This is a genomic window from Crossiella sp. NPDC003009, assembly GCF_053591555.1.
On sequence record NZ_JBSFUA010000007.1, the window covers coordinates 26904 to 43317 of the forward strand.

Genomic DNA, 16414 nt, shown 5'->3' on the forward strand with positions numbered 1-16414 from the left:
CCGACCAGTTTCGCCGGAGGGCCGGATCATGTTCCTATCCTGGGGATCGGTGGTGCATCGGCGCCGCTGGGTGGTGCTCGTCGCCGCCGCCTTGCTGACCGTCCTCGGCGGCGCTTGGGGCAGCGGTGTCTTCGACAAGCTCACCCAGGGTGGCTATGAGGACCCGGGCAGCCAGGCGATCACCGCGGTCAAGACCATGGACGCGGCCCTGGGCAGGCAGACCGGCGACGTGGTGGTGATCTACGAGGCGCCCAGCGGCAGCTCGATCGACGACCCGGCGCTCGGGCGGAAGATCACCGACAAGCTGAAGGCGCTGCCCAGCTCCGAGGTCAGCAGGGTGATGTCCTACTGGACGATCCCGGACCCGGCCGCGCGGGCCGCCTTCGCCGACACCGAGCACAAGCGCGGCCTCGCGGTGATCACCATGACCGCGGGCGATGACTCCAACAAGATGCTGCGGTCCTACGAGAAGATCAAGGACCAGCTGGCCGTCGACGGGGTGACCAGCCAGGTCGGCGGGTTCGCGCCGACCGCGGCCGCGATCAACACCAGCTCGCAGAACGACCTGATCACCGCCGAGCTGGTGGCGGTGCCGATCACCCTGCTGCTGCTCGTGCTGATCTTCGGCGGCCTCATCGCGGCCGCGCTGCCGGTGCTGGTGGGCGGCCTGTCCATCCTCGGCGCGCTGGGTGTGCTCAACGTGCTGACCAGCTTCGTCGAGGTGAACACCTTCGCGGTGAACGTGGCCAGCCTGCTCGGCCTCGGCATGGCCATCGACTACGGCCTGTTCATGGTCGGCCGGTTCCGCGAGGAGCTCGCCACCGGCCTCGAACCCGGCAAGGCGGTGCGCCGCACGGTGGCCACCGCGGGCCGCACGGTCGCCTTCTCCGCCACGCTGCTGATCATCGCGCTGGCCGGGCTGCTGCTGTTCCCGCAGGGCTTCCTGCGCTCGGTCAGCTACGGCGGCATGGCCGCGGTCGCGGTGGCCATGCTGGTCTCGCTGACCCTGCTGCCCGCGCTGCTCGCGGTGCTCGGCCGCCGGGTGGACTCGCTGGCCCTGCCCTGGCGCAAGCGCGCCGCGGCCAAGCCGGTCGAGGAGGAGGGCCGCGGCTGGCGCAAGCTGGGCCTGGCCGTGATGAAGCGCCCGGTGATCTTCGCGGTGCCGATCATCGCGGTGCTGGTGCTGCTCGGCACGCCGTTCCTGGGCGCCAGCTTCGGCGAGGTCACCGAGAAGGTGCTGCCGGCAGGCAACCCGGCGCGGGTCACCGCGGAGACGCTCAACCGGGACTTCCCGGCGCTGAGCAAGGACGCCGCGCAGATCGTGTTGCAGGGCAAGGACGGCAAGGCTCCCGACCAGGCCGCGGCGCAGCAGTTCGCCGGTGAGCTCGGCAAGGTCCCCGGCGTCACCAACGTGCAGCCCGCGGGCGCGGGCAAGGACGTCATCGCCTTCACCGCCAAGCTGCCCGGCGACGTGCTCAGCGACCAGGCCAAGAACGCGGTCAAGGAGATCCGGAACCTGACCCCGCCCGGGGACACCAAGGTCCTGGTCGGCGGGATCAGCGCCAGGGTGCTGGACAGCCTGAACGCGATCACCGCCGGACTGCCCTGGATGATCCTGGTCATCGTGGGCGCCACCCTGGTGCTGATGTTCCTGGCCTTCGGCTCGGTGCTGCTGCCGATCAAGGCCGTGGTGATGAGCGCGCTCAGCCTCTCCGCCACCTTCGGCGTGCTGACCTGGGTGTTCCAGGACGGCCACGGCGCGGACCTGCTCAACGTCTCGCCAGGTCCGCTGGAGGCGGGCATCGTGGTGCTGATGGCGGCCGTGGTCTTCGGCCTGTCCACCGACTACGAGGTCTTCCTGATGTCCCGCATGGTCGAGGCCAAGAGCAAGGGCGCCAGCAACGAGGAGGCGGTGGCCACCGGCCTGGCCCGCACCGGCCGGGTGATCAGCTCGGCCGCGCTGCTGCTGATCGTGGTGACCGGCGCCTTCGCCTTCGCCGAGGTGACCATGATGCGTTTCGTCGGCGTCGGCATGATCCTGGCCCTGGCCCTGGACGCCACCGTGGTGCGCATGCTGCTGGTGCCCGCGGTGCTCAAGCTGATGGGCAACGCGGCCTGGTGGGCGCCCGGACCGCTGCGCAGGCTGCAGCAGCGAGTCGGCATCCACGAGGGCGAGGACGCCGAGGACAAGCCCAGGACCCGCGAGCCGCAGCCGGTCGGCTGAGCTCGGGCGGGACCCCGGCCACGATTCACGTGAAACCGTGGCCGGGGTCCCCCTTCGGGTGAGCCTCGCGGTGGAACGGTTTTTCCGGGGTCGGCGGCCCCTAGGATTCCGGCGCTCCGCCCGCGCCGACTGTTCTGGAGATCGACTGTGAAACCCCGCCGGGTCCGCCTGGTCGCCGCCATCATCGTGTTCGCGCTGCTGCTGGTGCCGGTGATCGGCGTGCTGATGAGCTGCGCCCGTCCCGAGGACGGCAGGCCGCGCTCGCTCAGCGGCGCCGAGGCCGAACGGCTGGCCCTGGTGCGCTTCATCAACTACGAGTCGCGGACCGCCGCGGTGCGGGCCGCGGTGCCCAGCACCAGCGGGATCGTGGTGCTGGACGGGCGGATCGACTTCGTCTCGCACCTGGGCTACGCCGCGATGCGCACCGAGGGCCGCAACGACTCCGCCTCCGCCGGGCTGCTCCAGTGGAGTCCCGAGGTGCTGGCCTTCCGCGCGGGCGCCGGTCAGCTCGCGGTGGACCCGGTGCCCGGCAACGGCTGGCAGGTGCGGCCGATGCAGCGGGCCGGCAACGAGCTGGACACCGCGCTGACCCTGCTGGTCGACCTGGCCGCGGACCGGCCGGACAACGCCGAGCTGCTCCGGCAGAGCAGCGCCCGCTGGCTGCGCGCGGACCGGGTGGGCGAGGTCGCGGTGGACGTGTTCGAGGGACCGCTGGAGCCGGGCAAGGACGCCAACGGACGGCTGCGGTACTGGGTCGGCGGGGATGGCCGGCTGCATCGGCTGGAGGCCAGGACCGGGGCAGGCGAGACGCCCGCGATGATCGACCTGAAGCCGGGTGCGGCGCCGATCACACCCATTGCCGCGATTCGGGCTTGAACCTGACGCGACGTCAGCTCCTACCGTCATCGACGTGAACGGAGAGACCAAGCGGTGGAGCGTCGGGGAACTGGCGCGGGCCACCGGACTGACCGTCCGCACGCTGCACCACTACGACCAGATCGGGCTGGTGCGGCCGAGCGAACGGACCTCGGCTGGCCACCGCAGGTACACCGCCGCTGACCTGCAGCGGTTGTACCGGGTGCGGGCGCTGCGCTCCTTCGGGCTGTCGCTGGAGGACGTGGGTGTCGCGCTGAGCGAGGCCGACCCCGATCCGGGGGTGCTGCGCGAGGTGCTGCACACCCAGCTCACCCAGCTCGACAACCAGGTGCGCGAGGCCCAGCGGCTGCGGGCCCAGGTGCGCTCACTGCTGGAGAAGCTGGACGGCTCGGTCACTCCGGACGCCACCGAGTTCCTGCAAGCGCTGGAGACGATGACGATGATCGAGAGCTATTACACCCAGGAGCAGCTCGACCAGCTGGCCCGCCGCCGGGAGGAGTTCGGCGAGGAGGCCATCAAGGAGGTCGAGAACGAGTGGCCGCGGCTGTTCGCCGAGGTCGACGCCCTGATGGCGGAGGGCGCGGAGCCGACCGACGAGCGCGCGGTGCGCGTGGTCGAGCGGATGGACGAGCTGATCTTCGCCTTCCACGGCGGCGACGAGGGCATCAAGGCCGCGGTGGAGAAGATGTGGGCGGAGCAGCGCGAGCAGATGCGCGAGCAGCAGTGCGGTCCCTCTGCCGAGGTGAACGCGTTCCTGGCCGCGGTGCGCGCCGCCAAGGGCTGAGTTGTGCACCGGTCCCCGGCAAGCTGTGGACAACTGGGGATCTGTTGTGGAGAAACCTGGCGACAGATTGCTCCTCGTGGGTGAAAATTGCGCCTCTGAGCTGCGGATATGAGTTATCCACAGCTCTGTTGCGGCCAGTTTGTAACGCGGTCTGAGTAGTCCTGCGGATTCACCAGGACGGGTTCAGGCCCCACCCTGTCGCACATGACCGCTCAACCGGTGTTGCGCGTGGCGCAGGAGCTTCGCGAGATGGGTCTGCGACTGCAGGCGCTGGAGACGGAGCTGCGCTCCGCGGTGGAGACGAGCACGGGACAGGCGCCGCCCGTGCCCACGCCACCGGCCACACCGGTCCCGACCAGGCAGTTCGAGCTGCCGGACCCGGCCACGACAGGTCCGCAGCCGGGCTTCGCACGGGCTGGATCGCCCCCGGGCTTCGCGCCGGCTGGACCGCCGTCGGGGCTCGCGCCCGCCGAACCGCCGCCGGGCTTCGCGCCCGCCGGGTCGCCGCCAGGGCTCGCGTCCGCCGCGCTGCCGCCCGGGTTCGTGACCGCCGGGCCGCCGCCGGGCTTCGCCCCGCCGCTGGGCCACCCGCCGCAGTGGCAGCCGCCGCCTCCCCCGCCGCCGGTGGACCCGGCCGCGCGGCAGCGCCGCAACAGCCGGATCGTCACCTGGGTCGGCGGCGGGGTCACCCTGCTCGGCCTGGTGTTGTTCCTGGTGCTGGCCGCGCAGCGGGGCTACTTCGGGCCGCTGCCCAGGGTGGCCGGCGGCGCGGTGCTGGGTCTGGGGCTGGTCGGGCTCGCGCTGCGTGCCTATCGCAGGCCCGGCGGGCGCACCACCGGGTACGCGCTGGCGGCCACCGGGTTCGCCGCGCTCTACCTGGACATCGTGGCGGCCACCTCGCTGCACGAGTTCCTGCCCGTGCACCTCGGCCTGCTCGCCGGGGTGGCGGTGACCGCGGCCGGACTGTGGCTGGCGGTGCGCTGGGACGCCCAGCCGCTGGCCGTCGGGGTGGTGCTGGGCGCCGCGGTCAGCGCGCCGATGCTGACCATGGCCTTCACCCCGCTGCTGGTCGGCTTCCTGATGGTGCTCGCGCTGGCCGCCGCGCCGGTGCGGCTGATCAAGGACTGGTCCGGGCTGGTCGCCGCGGCGACGCTGCCCGCATTGCTCGGCGCGGTGCTGGCCGGGCTGCGCGCGATCCTCACCTCGGCCGAGCAGCACGCCACCATCGCGGTCAGCTTCGGCGCCGCGGTGCTGGCCATGCTGCTGGCCGCCGCGGCCGCCCGGCTGCGGCCCTCGGACCCGGTGCCGCTGGTCGTGCTGGCCTCGGCCGCGGTGCCGCCGCTGCTGTCCGCGGGCATCCTGGACCAGGCCGGGGCCGGCCGGGCCGCGCTTGCCCTGGCCGCGGTGGCCTTCGCCTTCGCCGCCGCCGGCAAGTGGCTGACCAGCAGGTTCGCCATCACGGCCGCCGCGGTCGGGCTGGTCGGCATATTCCAAGCGATCATGACCTACGCCGAGGGCGGCTCCAGGGGCCTGACCCTGCTCGGCGCGGCGCTGGTGCTGGCCGGGCTGGCCTGGTGGCTGCGCAGCAGGCTGCCGCTGTTCGGCGCGCTGGGCTACGGGATCGCCGGGCTGTTCGCCGCGCTGATCACCACCGTGCCGGTGCGCCTGCTCTTCCGCGAACCCACCGCGCTGGTCGAGGTGAGCGTCCCGGTGACCGGGCTGCTGCTGGCCGCGGTGGCGGTCGCGCTGCCGGTGGCCGCCTTCCGGACCGGGCTGCTGCGCGGCCCGGCGGACAGCGCGGAGCGGGTGCTGTGGCTGATCGCCGCGGCGGTCGCGCTCTACGGCACCGCGCTCACCATTCTCGGCTCGGCGCTGCTCGCGCTGCCGGACCGGGACGGCTTCCGCACCGGGCACGTGCTGGTCACGCTTAGCTGGACCGCGGCCGCGCTGGTGCTGCTGCTGCGCGGCATCCGCTCGGCGCACCTGCGGGTCACCGGGATGGTGCTGCTGGGCATCGCGCTGGCCAAGCTGTTCCTGTTCGACCTGGCCACGCTGGACGGCCTGGCCAGGGTGGCCGCGGTGCTCGGCGCCGGACTGGTGCTGCTGGTGGTCGGCACCCGGTACGCGCGGCTGGTGGCCGCGGTGAAGGAGGAGGCGAGCTAGAAGGGCACGCCGCAGCGGAGCAGGATGTTGGCGTACGGGCTGGCCTCGCCGGTCCGCACGACCAGCTTCACCCCGGCCACCCGGCGCTTGAACTCCTCGTGGTCCACCCGCTCCAGCTTGGTCAGCCGCTCGGTCACGGCCACCGCGCAGTCCGGGTTGGCGGCATCCAGCTCGGTGGCCACCACCGCGCCCTCCACCACCAGCTCGTTCAGCAGCCCGTCCAGCACGTCCAGGAAACCGGGCACGCCGAAGGAGAAGGCCAGGTCGACCAGCTGCGGGCCGTCCGGGATGGGCAGGCCGCAGTCGGCCACCACCAGCTCGTCGGTGTGGCCGAGCCGGGCCAGTGCGGCGCTCAGCTCGGCGTGCAGGATGCCTGCCCGCTTCACGCGCGCACCTCGCTCCTGGTCGGGTAGGAGGGCTGCGCGCCGGGGCGGGTCACCGAGATGGCCGCCGCGCGGACCGCGAAACCGGTCGCGGCCAGCAGCTCGTCGCCGGCGGAGAGCCGGGCGGCCAGCGCGCCGGCGAAGGCGTCGCCGGCGCCGGTGGTGTCCACCGCGCTGACCCTGGGCGCGGCCACCGTGCTCACGCAGTCCCGGGTGGCCACCACCGCGCCGCGGCCGCCGAGGGTCACCACCACCGAGCGCGGGCCGAGCGCGAGCAGCGCCTCGGCCAGGGCCGGGCCGTCCGCGCTGGTGGTCTCCGCGCCGAGCAGCCAGCCGGCCTCGTGCTCGTTGACGATCAAGGGGTCCAGCGCGGCCAGCGCGTCCGCGGTCAGCGGGCCGGGCGGGGACAGGTTCAGCACCGTGCGCACGCCGGCCGAGCGGGCCAGCTCGATGGCGCGCAGGGCGGCGGGCATCGGCACCTCCAGCGAGACCAGCACCACGGTGGAGATCGCGATCACCGAGGCGGCGCGGTCGATGTCCGCGGTGGTCAGCGTGCCGTTGGCGCCGGGTGAGACCACGATCGAGTTCTCCCCGTCCGGGGTGACCGTGATGTGCGCGATGCCGGTGGGCCGGTCGGGCGTGCGCACGTGTTCGGTGCGCACCCCGGCCGACCGCATCGACTCCAGCAGCAGCTGGCCGTGTTCGTCATCGCCGACCGCGCCCAGGAAGGCCACCCCGGCGCCCAGCCTGGCGGCCGCGACCGCCTGGTTGGCGCCCTTGCCGCCTGGCGAGACCCGCAGGTCCGAGCCCAGCACCGTCTCACCGGCTGCTGGGCGGCGCGCCACCGTGGTCACCAGGTCCGCGTTCGCGGAGCCGACCACCACGATGTCCGTCAACGCGGTCAGCGATGTGATCACTTCTTGAACTCGGCCAGGTTGTCCTTGGTGATGACCTTGACCGGGACGGAGATCTTGGCCTCGGTCTTCTCGCCCTTGGCCGCCTTCACCGCCTGCTCGATCGCGAGCTTGCCCAGCTCGGCCGGCTGCTGCGCGACGCTGGCCGCCAGCTTGCCCGCCTCGATCGCGGTCAGCGCGTCCGCGGTGCCGTCGAAGCCGACCACCTGGACGTCCTTGCCCGCCTTGTCACCGAGGGCCTGCACCGCGCCGAGGGCCATCTCGTCGTTCTCCGCGAAGATGCCCTTGGTGCCGGCCTGCGCCTGCAGCAGGTCGGTGGTCACCGACATGCCCTTGGCCTTCTCGAACTCCGCGGTCTGGGTCGCGGCGACCTTGATCCCGGCGGCGTCCTTGATGTTGGTGGTGAAGCCCTGGCCGCGGTCCCTGCTGGCCGAGGTGCCCAGCACGCCCTGCAGGTGCAGCACGTCGCCGGAGCCGACCAGCTTGGCCAGGGTGTCCGCGGCGAGCTGACCGCCCTGCACGTTGTCCGAGGCGATCGACGACGCGACCGTGGCGTTGTTGATCACGCGGTCCACCGCGATGACCGGGATCTTGGCGTTCTCCGCGGCCTTGGCGGCCGGGGTCGCCTGGTCGGAGTCGACCGGGTTGATGATGATCGCCTTGACGCCCTGGCTGACGAAGTTCTGCACCTGCGTGAGCTGGGTGGCAGCGTCGTTCTGCGCGTCCTGGACGACCAGCTTCACCTTGGCGGAGTCGGCGGCCTTCTGGGCCGCGTCCCGCAGGGTGGTGAAGAAGGTGTTGGACAGCGTCGACAGGGTCATGCCGATCACGACCTCACCGGAGCCGGAGTTGCCGGTTCCGGCGCCGCCGCCGCATGCCGCGGTGAACGCCAGCGTCGAGGCCGCCAGCGTGGCGAACACGGCGCGGTTGAGCATCTTCATTCGGGGTTACCTTTCCTTGCCTACCGGGTGGGGGCCGGTGGAACCAAAGGGTGTTGCTGCTGCTCAGTTGGTCAGGAACTCGCGCACGTTGGCCTTGGTGACCACGCGGGTGGGGATCTCCACGAGGTTGCGGACGGTCTGACCCTTGAGGTAGCGAATGGCCTGCTCAACCGCCTGACGGCCCAGTTCCTTGGGCTGCTGGGCCACAGTGGCGGCCAGCTTGCCGCTCTCCACCGCGGCCAGCGCCTCGGGCGTGCCGTCGAAGCCGACGATCTGGAAGGTCTTGCCCGCCTTGTCGCCGAGGGCCTGCACGGCGCCCAGCGCCATGTCGTCGTTCTCCGCGAACAGGCCCTTCACCCCGGGCTTGGCGGTGAGCATGTCCGTGGTGACCGACATGCCCTTGGCCCGGTCGAACTCGGCGCTCTTGGACAGTGCGATGCGCACGCTGGAGCGCAGCGCCAGGCCCTGCTGGAAGCCTTCGCCGCGGTCCCGGCTGGCCGAGGTGCCGAGCAGGCCCTGCAGGTGCAGCACCTCGCCGGGGCCGGTGGCCTTGGCCAGCGCCGCGGCCGCGTCCACCCCGCCCTGCACGTTGTCGGAGGACACCTCGGAGATCACCCGGCCGCCGGTGACCGCGCGGTCCACCGCGACCAGCGGGATGCGCGCGTTCTCCGCCGCCTTCGCCGACTCGCCGGACTGCTGGGTGTCCACCGGGTTGAGCAGGATCGCCTTCACCTTCTGCGTGACCAGGCTCTGCACCTGCTCCAGCTGGGTGGCCGCGTCGTTGTTGGCGTCCATGTAGACGATCTTGACGCCGAACTCCTTCTCCGCCTGCTGGACACCCTCCCTGAGCTGGATGAAGAAGGGGTTGGTCAGGGTCGAGGACGCGAAGCCGATCGTGATGTCCCCGCCGGGCGCGGGGGTGTTGGCGTCACTGCTCGGGTCACAGGCGGCGACGAACACGAGTGCGGCGGCGGTCGCGGCGGCGAGCAAGGCCCGCCTGGAGTGCCTCATTGCGGAGAGTCCCTTTCTGCTGGTCCCTGACGGTCAGCGACTGCGGCGGCGAAGCGTGTCAACCAGGACGGCCACGGCGATCACCACGCCGATCACGACCTGTTGCCAGAAAGGAGAAACCTGGACCAGATTGAGTCCGTTGCGCAATACCGCGAGGACCAACGCCCCGACGAAAGCACCGCTGGCTTTGCCCACACCGCCCGAAAGGGACGCCCCGCCGATCACCACGGCGGCGATCGCGTCCAGCTCGTAACCCACTGCCGCCTGCGGACCGGCCGAGCCGAGCCGCCCGGCCAGCAGGATGCCCGCGATACCCGCGAACAGCCCGGACAGCGCGTAAATGATCAACTTGTTCTTGCGCACGTCGATGCCGGAGAGCATCGCCGCCTCCTCGTTGCCGCCGATGGCGTACATCGTGCGGCCCGGGTAGGTCCGGTTGAGGATGAAGCTTGTGAGAGCCAGCACACCCAGCATCACCAGCAGCGGCACCGGGAGGAAGGCGCCGATGGTGGAGCCGAGGAAGGTGACCTCGTCCGGGGTGGCCTTCGGCGCGCCCTGGGAGACCACCAGGGTCAGGCCGCGGGCCACGCTGAGCATGGCCAGGGTGGCGATGAAGGCGGGCAGCCTGCCGTAGCTGACCAGCACGCCGTTGACCAGGCCGGCCAGCGCGCCGACGCCGAGGCCGGCGATCAGCGCCAGCCAGCCGGGCAGGCCGGTCTCGGCCGCGGTGTAGGCGGCCACGATGCCGGAGAGCGCGGCCACGCTGCCCACCGACAGGTCGACCCCGGCGGAGACGATGACGAAGGTCTGGCCGAAGGCGAGCACCGCGACCACCGCGGCCTGCACACCGACGTTGAGCAGGTTCTGCGTGGTCAGGAAGGTCGGCGTGAGCAGGCTCAGCGTGACCACGAGCAGCAGCAGGCCACCGAGGGCCCCGTTCTCCGACAGCAGCCGCCCGACATCGGGCGCCTTTCGCCGCTGCTGGGTGGTTCCGGTGGTGGTCATGCCCGCTGCTCCCGAGTGCTGTCGACGGTGATCCCGCCGGGTTCGTCCTGGTCCTGCCGCTGCTGCGCGTCAAGCTGTTCGGCCTGCTCGGCCTCGTTCCAGGCCGCGCTGAAGGCGGGCACCCGCCTGCGCGCCGCCGGGTCGGAGACGGCCAGCGCCATCACCGAGTCCTGGGTGGCCTCGGCCGCGCTGAGCTCGCCGGCCACCCGGCCGCCGGCCATCACCAGCACCCGGTCGCTCATGCCGAGCACCTCGGGCAGGTCGCTGGAGATCAGCACCACCGCGCGGCCGTTGGCGGTCATCTGGTTGATCAGCTCGTAGATCTCGACCTTGGCGCCCACGTCGACCCCTCTGGTGGGCTCGTCGAGCACCAGCACCTGCGGGTCGGCCAGCAGCCACTTGCCGATGGCGATCTTCTGCTGGTTGCCGCCGGAGAGCTCCTTGACCGTCTGGCCCAGTCCCGAGCAGCGCACCCGCAGCTTGCCGGCGATCTCATCCGCCTTGCGCTGCTGGCCGCGCCGGTCGATCAGGCCGAGGTGGCTGGCCCCGCGCAGGGTGACCAGGCCCAGGTTCTCCCCGACGCTGGAGGTCAGCACCAGGCCCTGGCCCTTGCGGTCCTCCGGCACCAGGCCCAGCCCGGCCCGCATGGTCGCCTTGACGTTGCCAGGGGGCAGCTGCCGCCCGGCGACCTCGACCCGGCCCGAGTCGTAGCCGTCCACGCCGAAGATCGCGCGGGCCACCTCGGTGCGGCCGGAGCCGACCAGTCCGGCGATGCCGAGCACCTCACCGGCCCTGACCTCGAAGGAGACGTCGGTGAACGCGCCCTTGCGGGTCAGCTTCTCCACCTTCAGCGCGACCGCGCCGCCCTCCTCGGCCCGGCGAGGGTACTGCTCCTCGATGGTCCGCCCGACCATCAGCTGGACCATCTCGTCCTCGGTGGACCCGGCGGGCAGCACGCCCACGCTGCGCCCGTCGCGTAGCACGGTGATCCGGTCCGCGATCCGGCGGATCTCCTCCAGGTGGTGGGTGATGAACACCAGGCCCACGCCCTGCCGCCGCAGTTGGTCCATGATCTCCAGCAGCCGGTCGGTCTCGCTCTCGGTGAGCACTGCGGTCGGCTCGTCCAGCACCAGGATCCGGGCGTCCTGGTCCAGCGCGCGGGCGATCTCCACCATCTGCTGCTGGGCGATGCCAAGGCGGTGCACCGGGGTGGCCGGGTCGACCCTGAGCCCGACCCGCTCCAGCAGCGGCACCGCGTCCCTGCGCATCCGCCGGTGGTCGATCACGCCGAAGCGGCGCGGCTGGCGGCCCAGGAACAGGTTCTCCGCCACGGAGAGCTGGCTGACCAGGGTCAGCTCCTGGTAGATCACGGCAAGGCCAAGCGAGCGGGCGTGCTGCGGCGAGGTGACCTTGACCTGCTCACCGGCCAGGAACACCTTCCCGGCATCCGGCTTGTGCACCCCGGCGAGCACCTTGACCAGCGTGCTCTTGCCTGCCCCGTTCTCCCCGAGCAGGACGTGCACCTCGCCCGCGCGCACCTCGAGATCCACATTGGCCAGCGCGAGCGCGCCGGTGAACCGCTTGGTGACACCTTCGACGCGGAGCAGGACGCTCATGCAATTCCTCCGGGTTCGCCACACGAGCCGCGGGCGATCAACTTGGCCGACAGACTCACGTTCTGCGCGCGATCGCCCGAGATGAGCCCGAGCAGCTCGCGCACGGCCGCGCTGCCCATCTCCTCGGTCGGCTGGGCGACCACGGTGATCGGCGGATCGAACAGCGGGAACCAGGCCAGGTCGTCGTAGACGGCCAGGCCGACGTCATCGGGCAGCCGCAGCCGCCGCCTGCGCAGCTCTTCCAGCGCGCCGAGGCCCATCAGGTTGTCCATCGCCACCAGCACGCTGGGCGGCTCGGCGAGGTCGAGCAGCTCGCCGGCGGCGCGGGCGCCGCTGGCCCGGCGGAAGTCGCCGTGCGCGATCTGGGTGGCCTGCGCGGCCAGGCCCAGCTCGGCCAGCGCCGAGGTGAACGCGGCCAGCCGCTCCCGGCCGGTGCTGGTGTTCTCCGGCCCGGCGATCACGCCGATCCGCTGGTGCCCCAGGCTCAGCAGGTGTTTGGCCAGCTCGCGCAGTGCGGCGGTGCCGTCGGCCATGATCACCGGGGCGTCGCTGGCCGGCACCGCGCGGTCCAGCAGCACCAGCGGCACGCCGCTGTCGGTCACCTCGGCCAGCCATTCCGGGTCGTCACTGGCCGGGCACACCAGCAGGCCGTCGACCCTGCGGTCGAGCAGGGTGCGCACGTAGCGCCGCTGCTGCTCGTCGCTCTCGTCGGCGTTGCCGAAGACCACGCAGTAGCCGTGCTTGCGCGCCTCGTCCTCGACCGCCCTGGCGATCTCGCCGAAGAACGGGTTCAGCAGGTCGCTGATCACCAGGCCGAGGGTCTGGGTGCTGTGCATGCGCAGGGACCGGGCCAGCACGTTGGGCCGGTAACCCAGTTCCGCGACCGCGGTGAGCACGCGTTCGCGAGTGGCGTCGGTGGGTGCGGCATGGCCGTTGAGTACCCGGGACACCGTGGCGGTGGAGACGCCCGCACGCAGCGCAACGTCCTTCATGGTCGCCAACGACCCGATCCTCCAGACGTGGGTGGGGAAGTCCCCCGTCGTGTATCTGACTTACTACGTTCCGTTGTGTATTCGATTACAGACCAAGGTTATTCGATTACACAAGCCGCCAAAAGGTCTGGATCGTTACAGTAGCCAACAGATCACGAAGGGTTAACCCGTGCGAGATGTAGGTATTCGCACGGATGTCTCGGACCGTCCCTTGCGGGCAGAGTGTGTGTCGTGGGAGCCGGAGGTGCCCCTCCCCCGGGAGGCGCACCAAGGTCTTTTCCGTGCACAAGGTGCCTGCTCCGCCGTCGCGGGCAGTGACGAGGGGGTGGACGGAAGAGAACGTTGTGTCAGGCGGGGGACGACTGACACAGGAGAAGGGCCGTCATCTGGGGAGGTGGCGGCCCTTCGGCTTGTCCACCCACACGTAGTCCCGGCCGAGGCCGATGTCCAGCGTGCGGTCCTCCCGGTGGCCGGGACCGAGCCGCACCGGCTCGGTGCAGCCGGTGGCCGGATCGGCGTCGGAGTCCGCGGTGTCCTGGCCCGCGTGCGGCGGGCCCGGCGTGTGCTCGGCCACCACCGGCGGCAGGCTCTTCAGCGCCACGCACACCTGGTACTCCCCGTCCGGCAGCTCGCCGACCAGGTAGGTGCCGTAGGCGTCGGTGGTGGTGCTGGTCACCTCGGCGCCGGCCGCGGTGAGCACGGTGACCGTCACCTCCGGCGCGCCCGGCTCCGGCGCGTCCTGCTGGCCGTTGTGGTTGGAGTCGATCCACACGTAGTCGCCCAGTCGGTTCACCGCAGGGGTCAGGTCCGCTTGGGACGGGCGATTGCGATCGATCCACACGTAGTCGCCGAGGTGGTTCGGCGCCCGGCGAGCCGGGTCGGGGAATTCCGGCAATGGCTCGGACTGGTTCGCAGGAATGCCCGGCGCGGCCGGGTCGGGGTCAATTCCGGTCGCCGCGGCTGATCCGGCGCCCAGGACAGCCGTGCAGGTCACCGCCAGGGTGGTGGCCGTGGCCAGGCCGGTCGGTCGTCTCACGTGCTGCTCCCAGGAACGGTTGCCGGAATTGACCGGGGCAGGTTATTGGCAGGCGGGTGTGATGAGGGGTCCCGCATTGGGGTTGTTTCGCTGCGGGGCCCGGCTACAGTCGGTAGGAAATCCAGGAGCGCCATTCGGTTGAGGAGGGCGGGCCGTGCTGCTACGTGATCCGGGTCACGGTCAACTGGCGCCTGCCGGGCGGGGTGCGGTCGGCCGGTTCTTGGGTATGGTCTAGACCATGTCCGCGACTCAGCTTGTCGGTGTCGGAGTCAGCCCAGGTCAGGCCGCTGGGCCGGTGGTCAGGGTGGCCGAGCCGCTGCCGGAACCGCCCGCGAGCCCGGCGCCGGGTGACACCGCGGCCGAGGCCGCGCGCATCCGCCCGGCCGCCGAGGCGGTGGCCGCTGAGCTGAACCGGCGGGCCGCCGCGGTCGAGGGCGAGGGCAGGGTAGTGCTGGAGACCACCGCCGCGATGGCCGCTGACCCCGCGCTGCTGGCCGAGGCGGAGAAGCTGGTCAACGGCCGGAGCCTGCCCGCGCCGCGCGCGGTGTTCGAGGCGGCCAACGGCTTCGCCACCATGCTCGCCGCCGCCGGTGGCTACCTGGCCGAGCGGGTCCGCGACGTGCACGACGTGCGGGACCGGATCGTGGCCACCCTGCTGGACGTGCCCATGCCCGGCGTGCCGCCGCTGACCGGACCGAGCGTGCTCCTCGCGCGGGACCTGGCCCCCGCCGACACCGCGGGCCTGGACCCCGAGCTGGTGCTGGCCCTGGTCACCGAGGAGGGCGGGCCCACCAGCCACACCGCGATCCTGGCCCGCGCGCTGGGCATTCCCGCGGTGGTCGCCTGCCGCGGCGTGCTCGCGCTGGAGACCGAGGGCCTGGTCGTGGACGGCGGCACCGGACTGGTCACCGCGCCCGCCGGCGTGGTCGAGGTGCGCGCGGTCGAGCGCGCGCCCAAGGTGGCGTGGAACGGCGTGGGCAAGCTGGCCGACGGGCACCGGGTGAAGGTGCTGGCCAACGTCGGCTCGGCGGAGGACGCCAAGGCCGCGGTGGCCACCGGCGCCGAGGGCGTCGGCCTGTTCCGCACCGAGTTCTGCTTCCTCTCCGCCACCGAGGAACCGGCGGTGGCCGCCCAGCGCGCCGCCTACGCCGCGGTGCTGGCCCCGTTCGCGGGCAAGCCGGTCGTCGTGCGCACCCTGGACGCGGGCGCGGACAAGCCGCTGCCCTTCCTGAACACCGTCGAGGAGCCCAACCCGGCGCTGGGCGTGCGCGGCCTGCGCATTGCCAGGGACGCCGCGGGCGTGCTGGACCGGCAGCTGGCAGCCATCGTCGCGGCCACCGAGGACAGCGGGGCCGAGGTCTCGGTGATGGCGCCGATGGTGGCCACCGCGGAGGAGGCCGCCTGGTTCGCCGAGCGGGCCAGGGCAGCCGGGGTGACCAGGGCCGGGGTGATGATCGAGATCCCGGCCGCCGCGCTGGCCGCGCGGGAGATCCTGGACGCGGTGGACTTCGTCAGCCTCGGCACCAACGACCTGGCCCAGTACGTCTTCGCCGCCGACCGCATGCTCGGCGCGCTGGCCACTCTCAACGACCCGTGGCAGCCCGCGCTGCTCCGGCTGATCGCGCTGGTCGGCGAGGCGGCCACGGCCGCCGGCAAGCCGGCCGGGGTGTGCGGCGAGGCCGCGGCCGACCCGGACCTGGCCTGCGTGCTGACCGGGCTGGGCCTGACCAGCCTGTCCATGAACAACGCCGCGCTGACCCAGGTCGGCGCCCGGCTGGCCGGGGTCCGGCTGGACGCCTGCCAGCTGGCCGCCCGGGCCGCGCTGGCCGCCAAGGACCCGGCGCACGCCAGGACCGCGGCGCACGCCGCCCTGCACTGAACCGGGTCAGCGGCGGAAGAACCGGGACTTCCGCGGCGGGTGCTTGATCTCCACCGAACCGAAGCGAACCGCGCCGGTGAGGATGAAGTGCGGGTCGCCGGGCAGGTCGCCGCCGCCGACCTTGTCGGTGACCGTGCCCGCGGTCATGGCCAGCGAGTCCACGTTCACCGTGGCGCCCAGCGGCAGGATGAGCGAAGTCGCGCCGAGCGCGTTGTGCAGCTCGATGGTGACCACCGGTTCGGCGATCACCGCCTCGGTGAAGTCGAGCAGGGTGTTGCCGGCGGTGCCGCGCAGCACCACCCGGCCCGGCACGGTCCACCGGCCGCGGCGCTCCAGCGAGGACATCGCGTTGTGGCCGAGCACCAGCTCGCCGCGGGCCACCGACTCGTTGAGCACCATGCCGGGCACGTCCAGCAGCACCGCGTTCAGCTCGCCCCTGGTGCGCGCGGCCAGCGCCGCCTCGGAGCGCTGGGTGAACTCGGTCAGGCTGATCCGGCCCAGGCCGGTGGCGCGTTCGAGCAGCTGCACCACGTGCATCCGCTCGGCGTCGGAGACCAGCAGTCGCCGTTGTTCCAGCGCTCCGTCCACGC

General features: G+C 72.1%; 14 protein-coding genes. 5 read left to right on the forward strand and 9 right to left on the reverse strand.

Translation table 11 applies throughout. From position 1 onward, the window contains the following. The first annotated feature begins 49 nt into the window (after window positions 1-49). The 4 genes from ACWDY5_RS09940 (at window position 50) to ACWDY5_RS09955 (ending at window position 6047) form a co-directional block, all read left to right on the forward strand. A complete protein-coding gene (locus ACWDY5_RS09940; RefSeq protein ID WP_449721890.1) occupies window positions 50-2224 on the forward strand; it encodes an MMPL family transporter in 2175 nt (724 codons plus the stop codon). A gap of 147 nt (window positions 2225-2371) precedes the next feature. Continuing rightward, window positions 2372-3100 carry a hypothetical protein gene (locus ACWDY5_RS09945; RefSeq protein WP_449721891.1) on the forward strand — a complete coding sequence of 243 codons (729 nt, stop codon included), beginning with the start codon at window positions 2372-2374 and terminating at the stop codon, window positions 3098-3100. A gap of 34 nt (window positions 3101-3134) precedes the next feature. Next, window positions 3135-3884, forward strand: a complete 750-nt coding sequence (locus ACWDY5_RS09950) for a MerR family transcriptional regulator (RefSeq protein WP_449721892.1) — start codon at window positions 3135-3137, stop codon at window positions 3882-3884. Between the two features lie 204 nt (window positions 3885-4088). Continuing rightward, on the forward strand, window positions 4089-6047 hold the full coding sequence (locus ACWDY5_RS09955; protein WP_449721893.1) for a DUF2339 domain-containing protein: 1959 nt from the start codon (window positions 4089-4091) through the stop codon (window positions 6045-6047). Here the strand turns inward: ACWDY5_RS09955 and rbsD are convergent. The 8 genes from rbsD to ACWDY5_RS09995 form a co-directional block, all read right to left on the reverse strand. After that, window positions 6044-6433 (reverse strand): D-ribose pyranase, encoded by a 390-nt coding sequence (rbsD, locus tag ACWDY5_RS09960; RefSeq protein WP_449721894.1) that lies wholly within the window; start codon window positions 6431-6433, stop codon window positions 6044-6046. The genes ACWDY5_RS09955 and rbsD overlap by 4 nt on opposite strands. Beyond that, complete coding sequence (gene rbsK / locus ACWDY5_RS09965; RefSeq protein ID WP_449721895.1) at window positions 6430-7347, reverse strand: ribokinase; 918 nt, start codon at window positions 7345-7347, stop codon at window positions 6430-6432. The genes rbsD and rbsK overlap by 4 nt, the downstream gene beginning before the upstream one ends. After that, complete coding sequence (locus tag ACWDY5_RS09970; RefSeq protein WP_449721896.1) at window positions 7344-8285, reverse strand: substrate-binding domain-containing protein; 942 nt, start codon at window positions 8283-8285, stop codon at window positions 7344-7346. The genes rbsK and ACWDY5_RS09970 overlap by 4 nt, the downstream gene beginning before the upstream one ends. Before the next feature lie 63 nt (window positions 8286-8348). Continuing rightward, window positions 8349-9296: a substrate-binding domain-containing protein gene (locus ACWDY5_RS09975; protein ID WP_449721897.1), complete on the reverse strand. Its 948-nt coding sequence runs from the start codon at window positions 9294-9296 to the stop codon at window positions 8349-8351. 33 nt (window positions 9297-9329) lie between these two features. Next, window positions 9330-10301 (reverse strand): ABC transporter permease, encoded by a 972-nt coding sequence (locus ACWDY5_RS09980; protein ID WP_449721898.1) that lies wholly within the window; start codon window positions 10299-10301, stop codon window positions 9330-9332. Beyond that, window positions 10298-11917: a sugar ABC transporter ATP-binding protein gene (locus tag ACWDY5_RS09985; RefSeq protein ID WP_449721899.1), complete on the reverse strand. Its 1620-nt coding sequence runs from the start codon at window positions 11915-11917 to the stop codon at window positions 10298-10300. The genes ACWDY5_RS09980 and ACWDY5_RS09985 overlap by 4 nt, the downstream gene beginning before the upstream one ends. Further along, entirely contained in the window at window positions 11914-12909 is a 996-nt protein-coding gene (locus tag ACWDY5_RS09990; protein ID WP_252483687.1) for a LacI family DNA-binding transcriptional regulator, read from the reverse strand. Before ACWDY5_RS09990 ends, ACWDY5_RS09985 begins: the two co-directional genes overlap by 4 nt. Before the next feature lie 382 nt (window positions 12910-13291). After that, entirely contained in the window at window positions 13292-13945 is a 654-nt protein-coding gene (locus ACWDY5_RS09995) for an SdrD B-like domain-containing protein (RefSeq protein ID WP_449721900.1), read from the reverse strand. A gap of 238 nt (window positions 13946-14183) precedes the next feature. Between ACWDY5_RS09995 and ACWDY5_RS10000 the strand changes: the two genes are divergently transcribed. Continuing rightward, window positions 14184-15824: a phosphoenolpyruvate--protein phosphotransferase gene (locus ACWDY5_RS10000; RefSeq protein ID WP_449721901.1), complete on the forward strand. Its 1641-nt coding sequence runs from the start codon at window positions 14184-14186 to the stop codon at window positions 15822-15824. A 6-nt stretch (window positions 15825-15830) separates the two neighbouring features. Here the strand turns inward: ACWDY5_RS10000 and ACWDY5_RS10005 are convergent, their stop codons facing one another. After that, window positions 15831-16412 carry a DUF1707 SHOCT-like domain-containing protein gene (locus ACWDY5_RS10005; protein ID WP_449721902.1) on the reverse strand — a complete coding sequence of 194 codons (582 nt, stop codon included), beginning with the start codon at window positions 16410-16412 and terminating at the stop codon, window positions 15831-15833. Between the last annotated feature and the right edge of the window lie 2 nt (window positions 16413-16414).

What these genes read in the sequence shown, in the direction of transcription:
- ACWDY5_RS09955 (WP_449721893.1), top strand. Translation starts at nt 4,089, where the DNA reads ATGACCGCTCAACCGGTGTTGCGCGTGGCGCAGGAGCTTCGCGAGATG.
- ACWDY5_RS09970 (WP_449721896.1), bottom strand. Translation starts at nt 8,285, where the DNA reads ATGAAGATGCTCAACCGCGCCGTGTTCGCCACGCTGGCGGCCTCGACG.
- ACWDY5_RS09975 (WP_449721897.1), bottom strand. Translation starts at nt 9,296, where the DNA reads ATGAGGCACTCCAGGCGGGCCTTGCTCGCCGCCGCGACCGCCGCCGCA.
- ACWDY5_RS09980 (WP_449721898.1), bottom strand. Translation starts at nt 10,301, where the DNA reads ATGACCACCACCGGAACCACCCAGCAGCGGCGAAAGGCGCCCGATGTC.
- ACWDY5_RS09985 (WP_449721899.1), bottom strand. Translation starts at nt 11,917, where the DNA reads ATGAGCGTCCTGCTCCGCGTCGAAGGTGTCACCAAGCGGTTCACCGGC.
- ACWDY5_RS09990 (WP_252483687.1), bottom strand. Translation starts at nt 12,909, where the DNA reads ATGAAGGACGTTGCGCTGCGTGCGGGCGTCTCCACCGCCACGGTGTCC.
- ACWDY5_RS10000 (WP_449721901.1), top strand. Translation starts at nt 14,184, where the DNA reads ATGTCCGCGACTCAGCTTGTCGGTGTCGGAGTCAGCCCAGGTCAGGCC.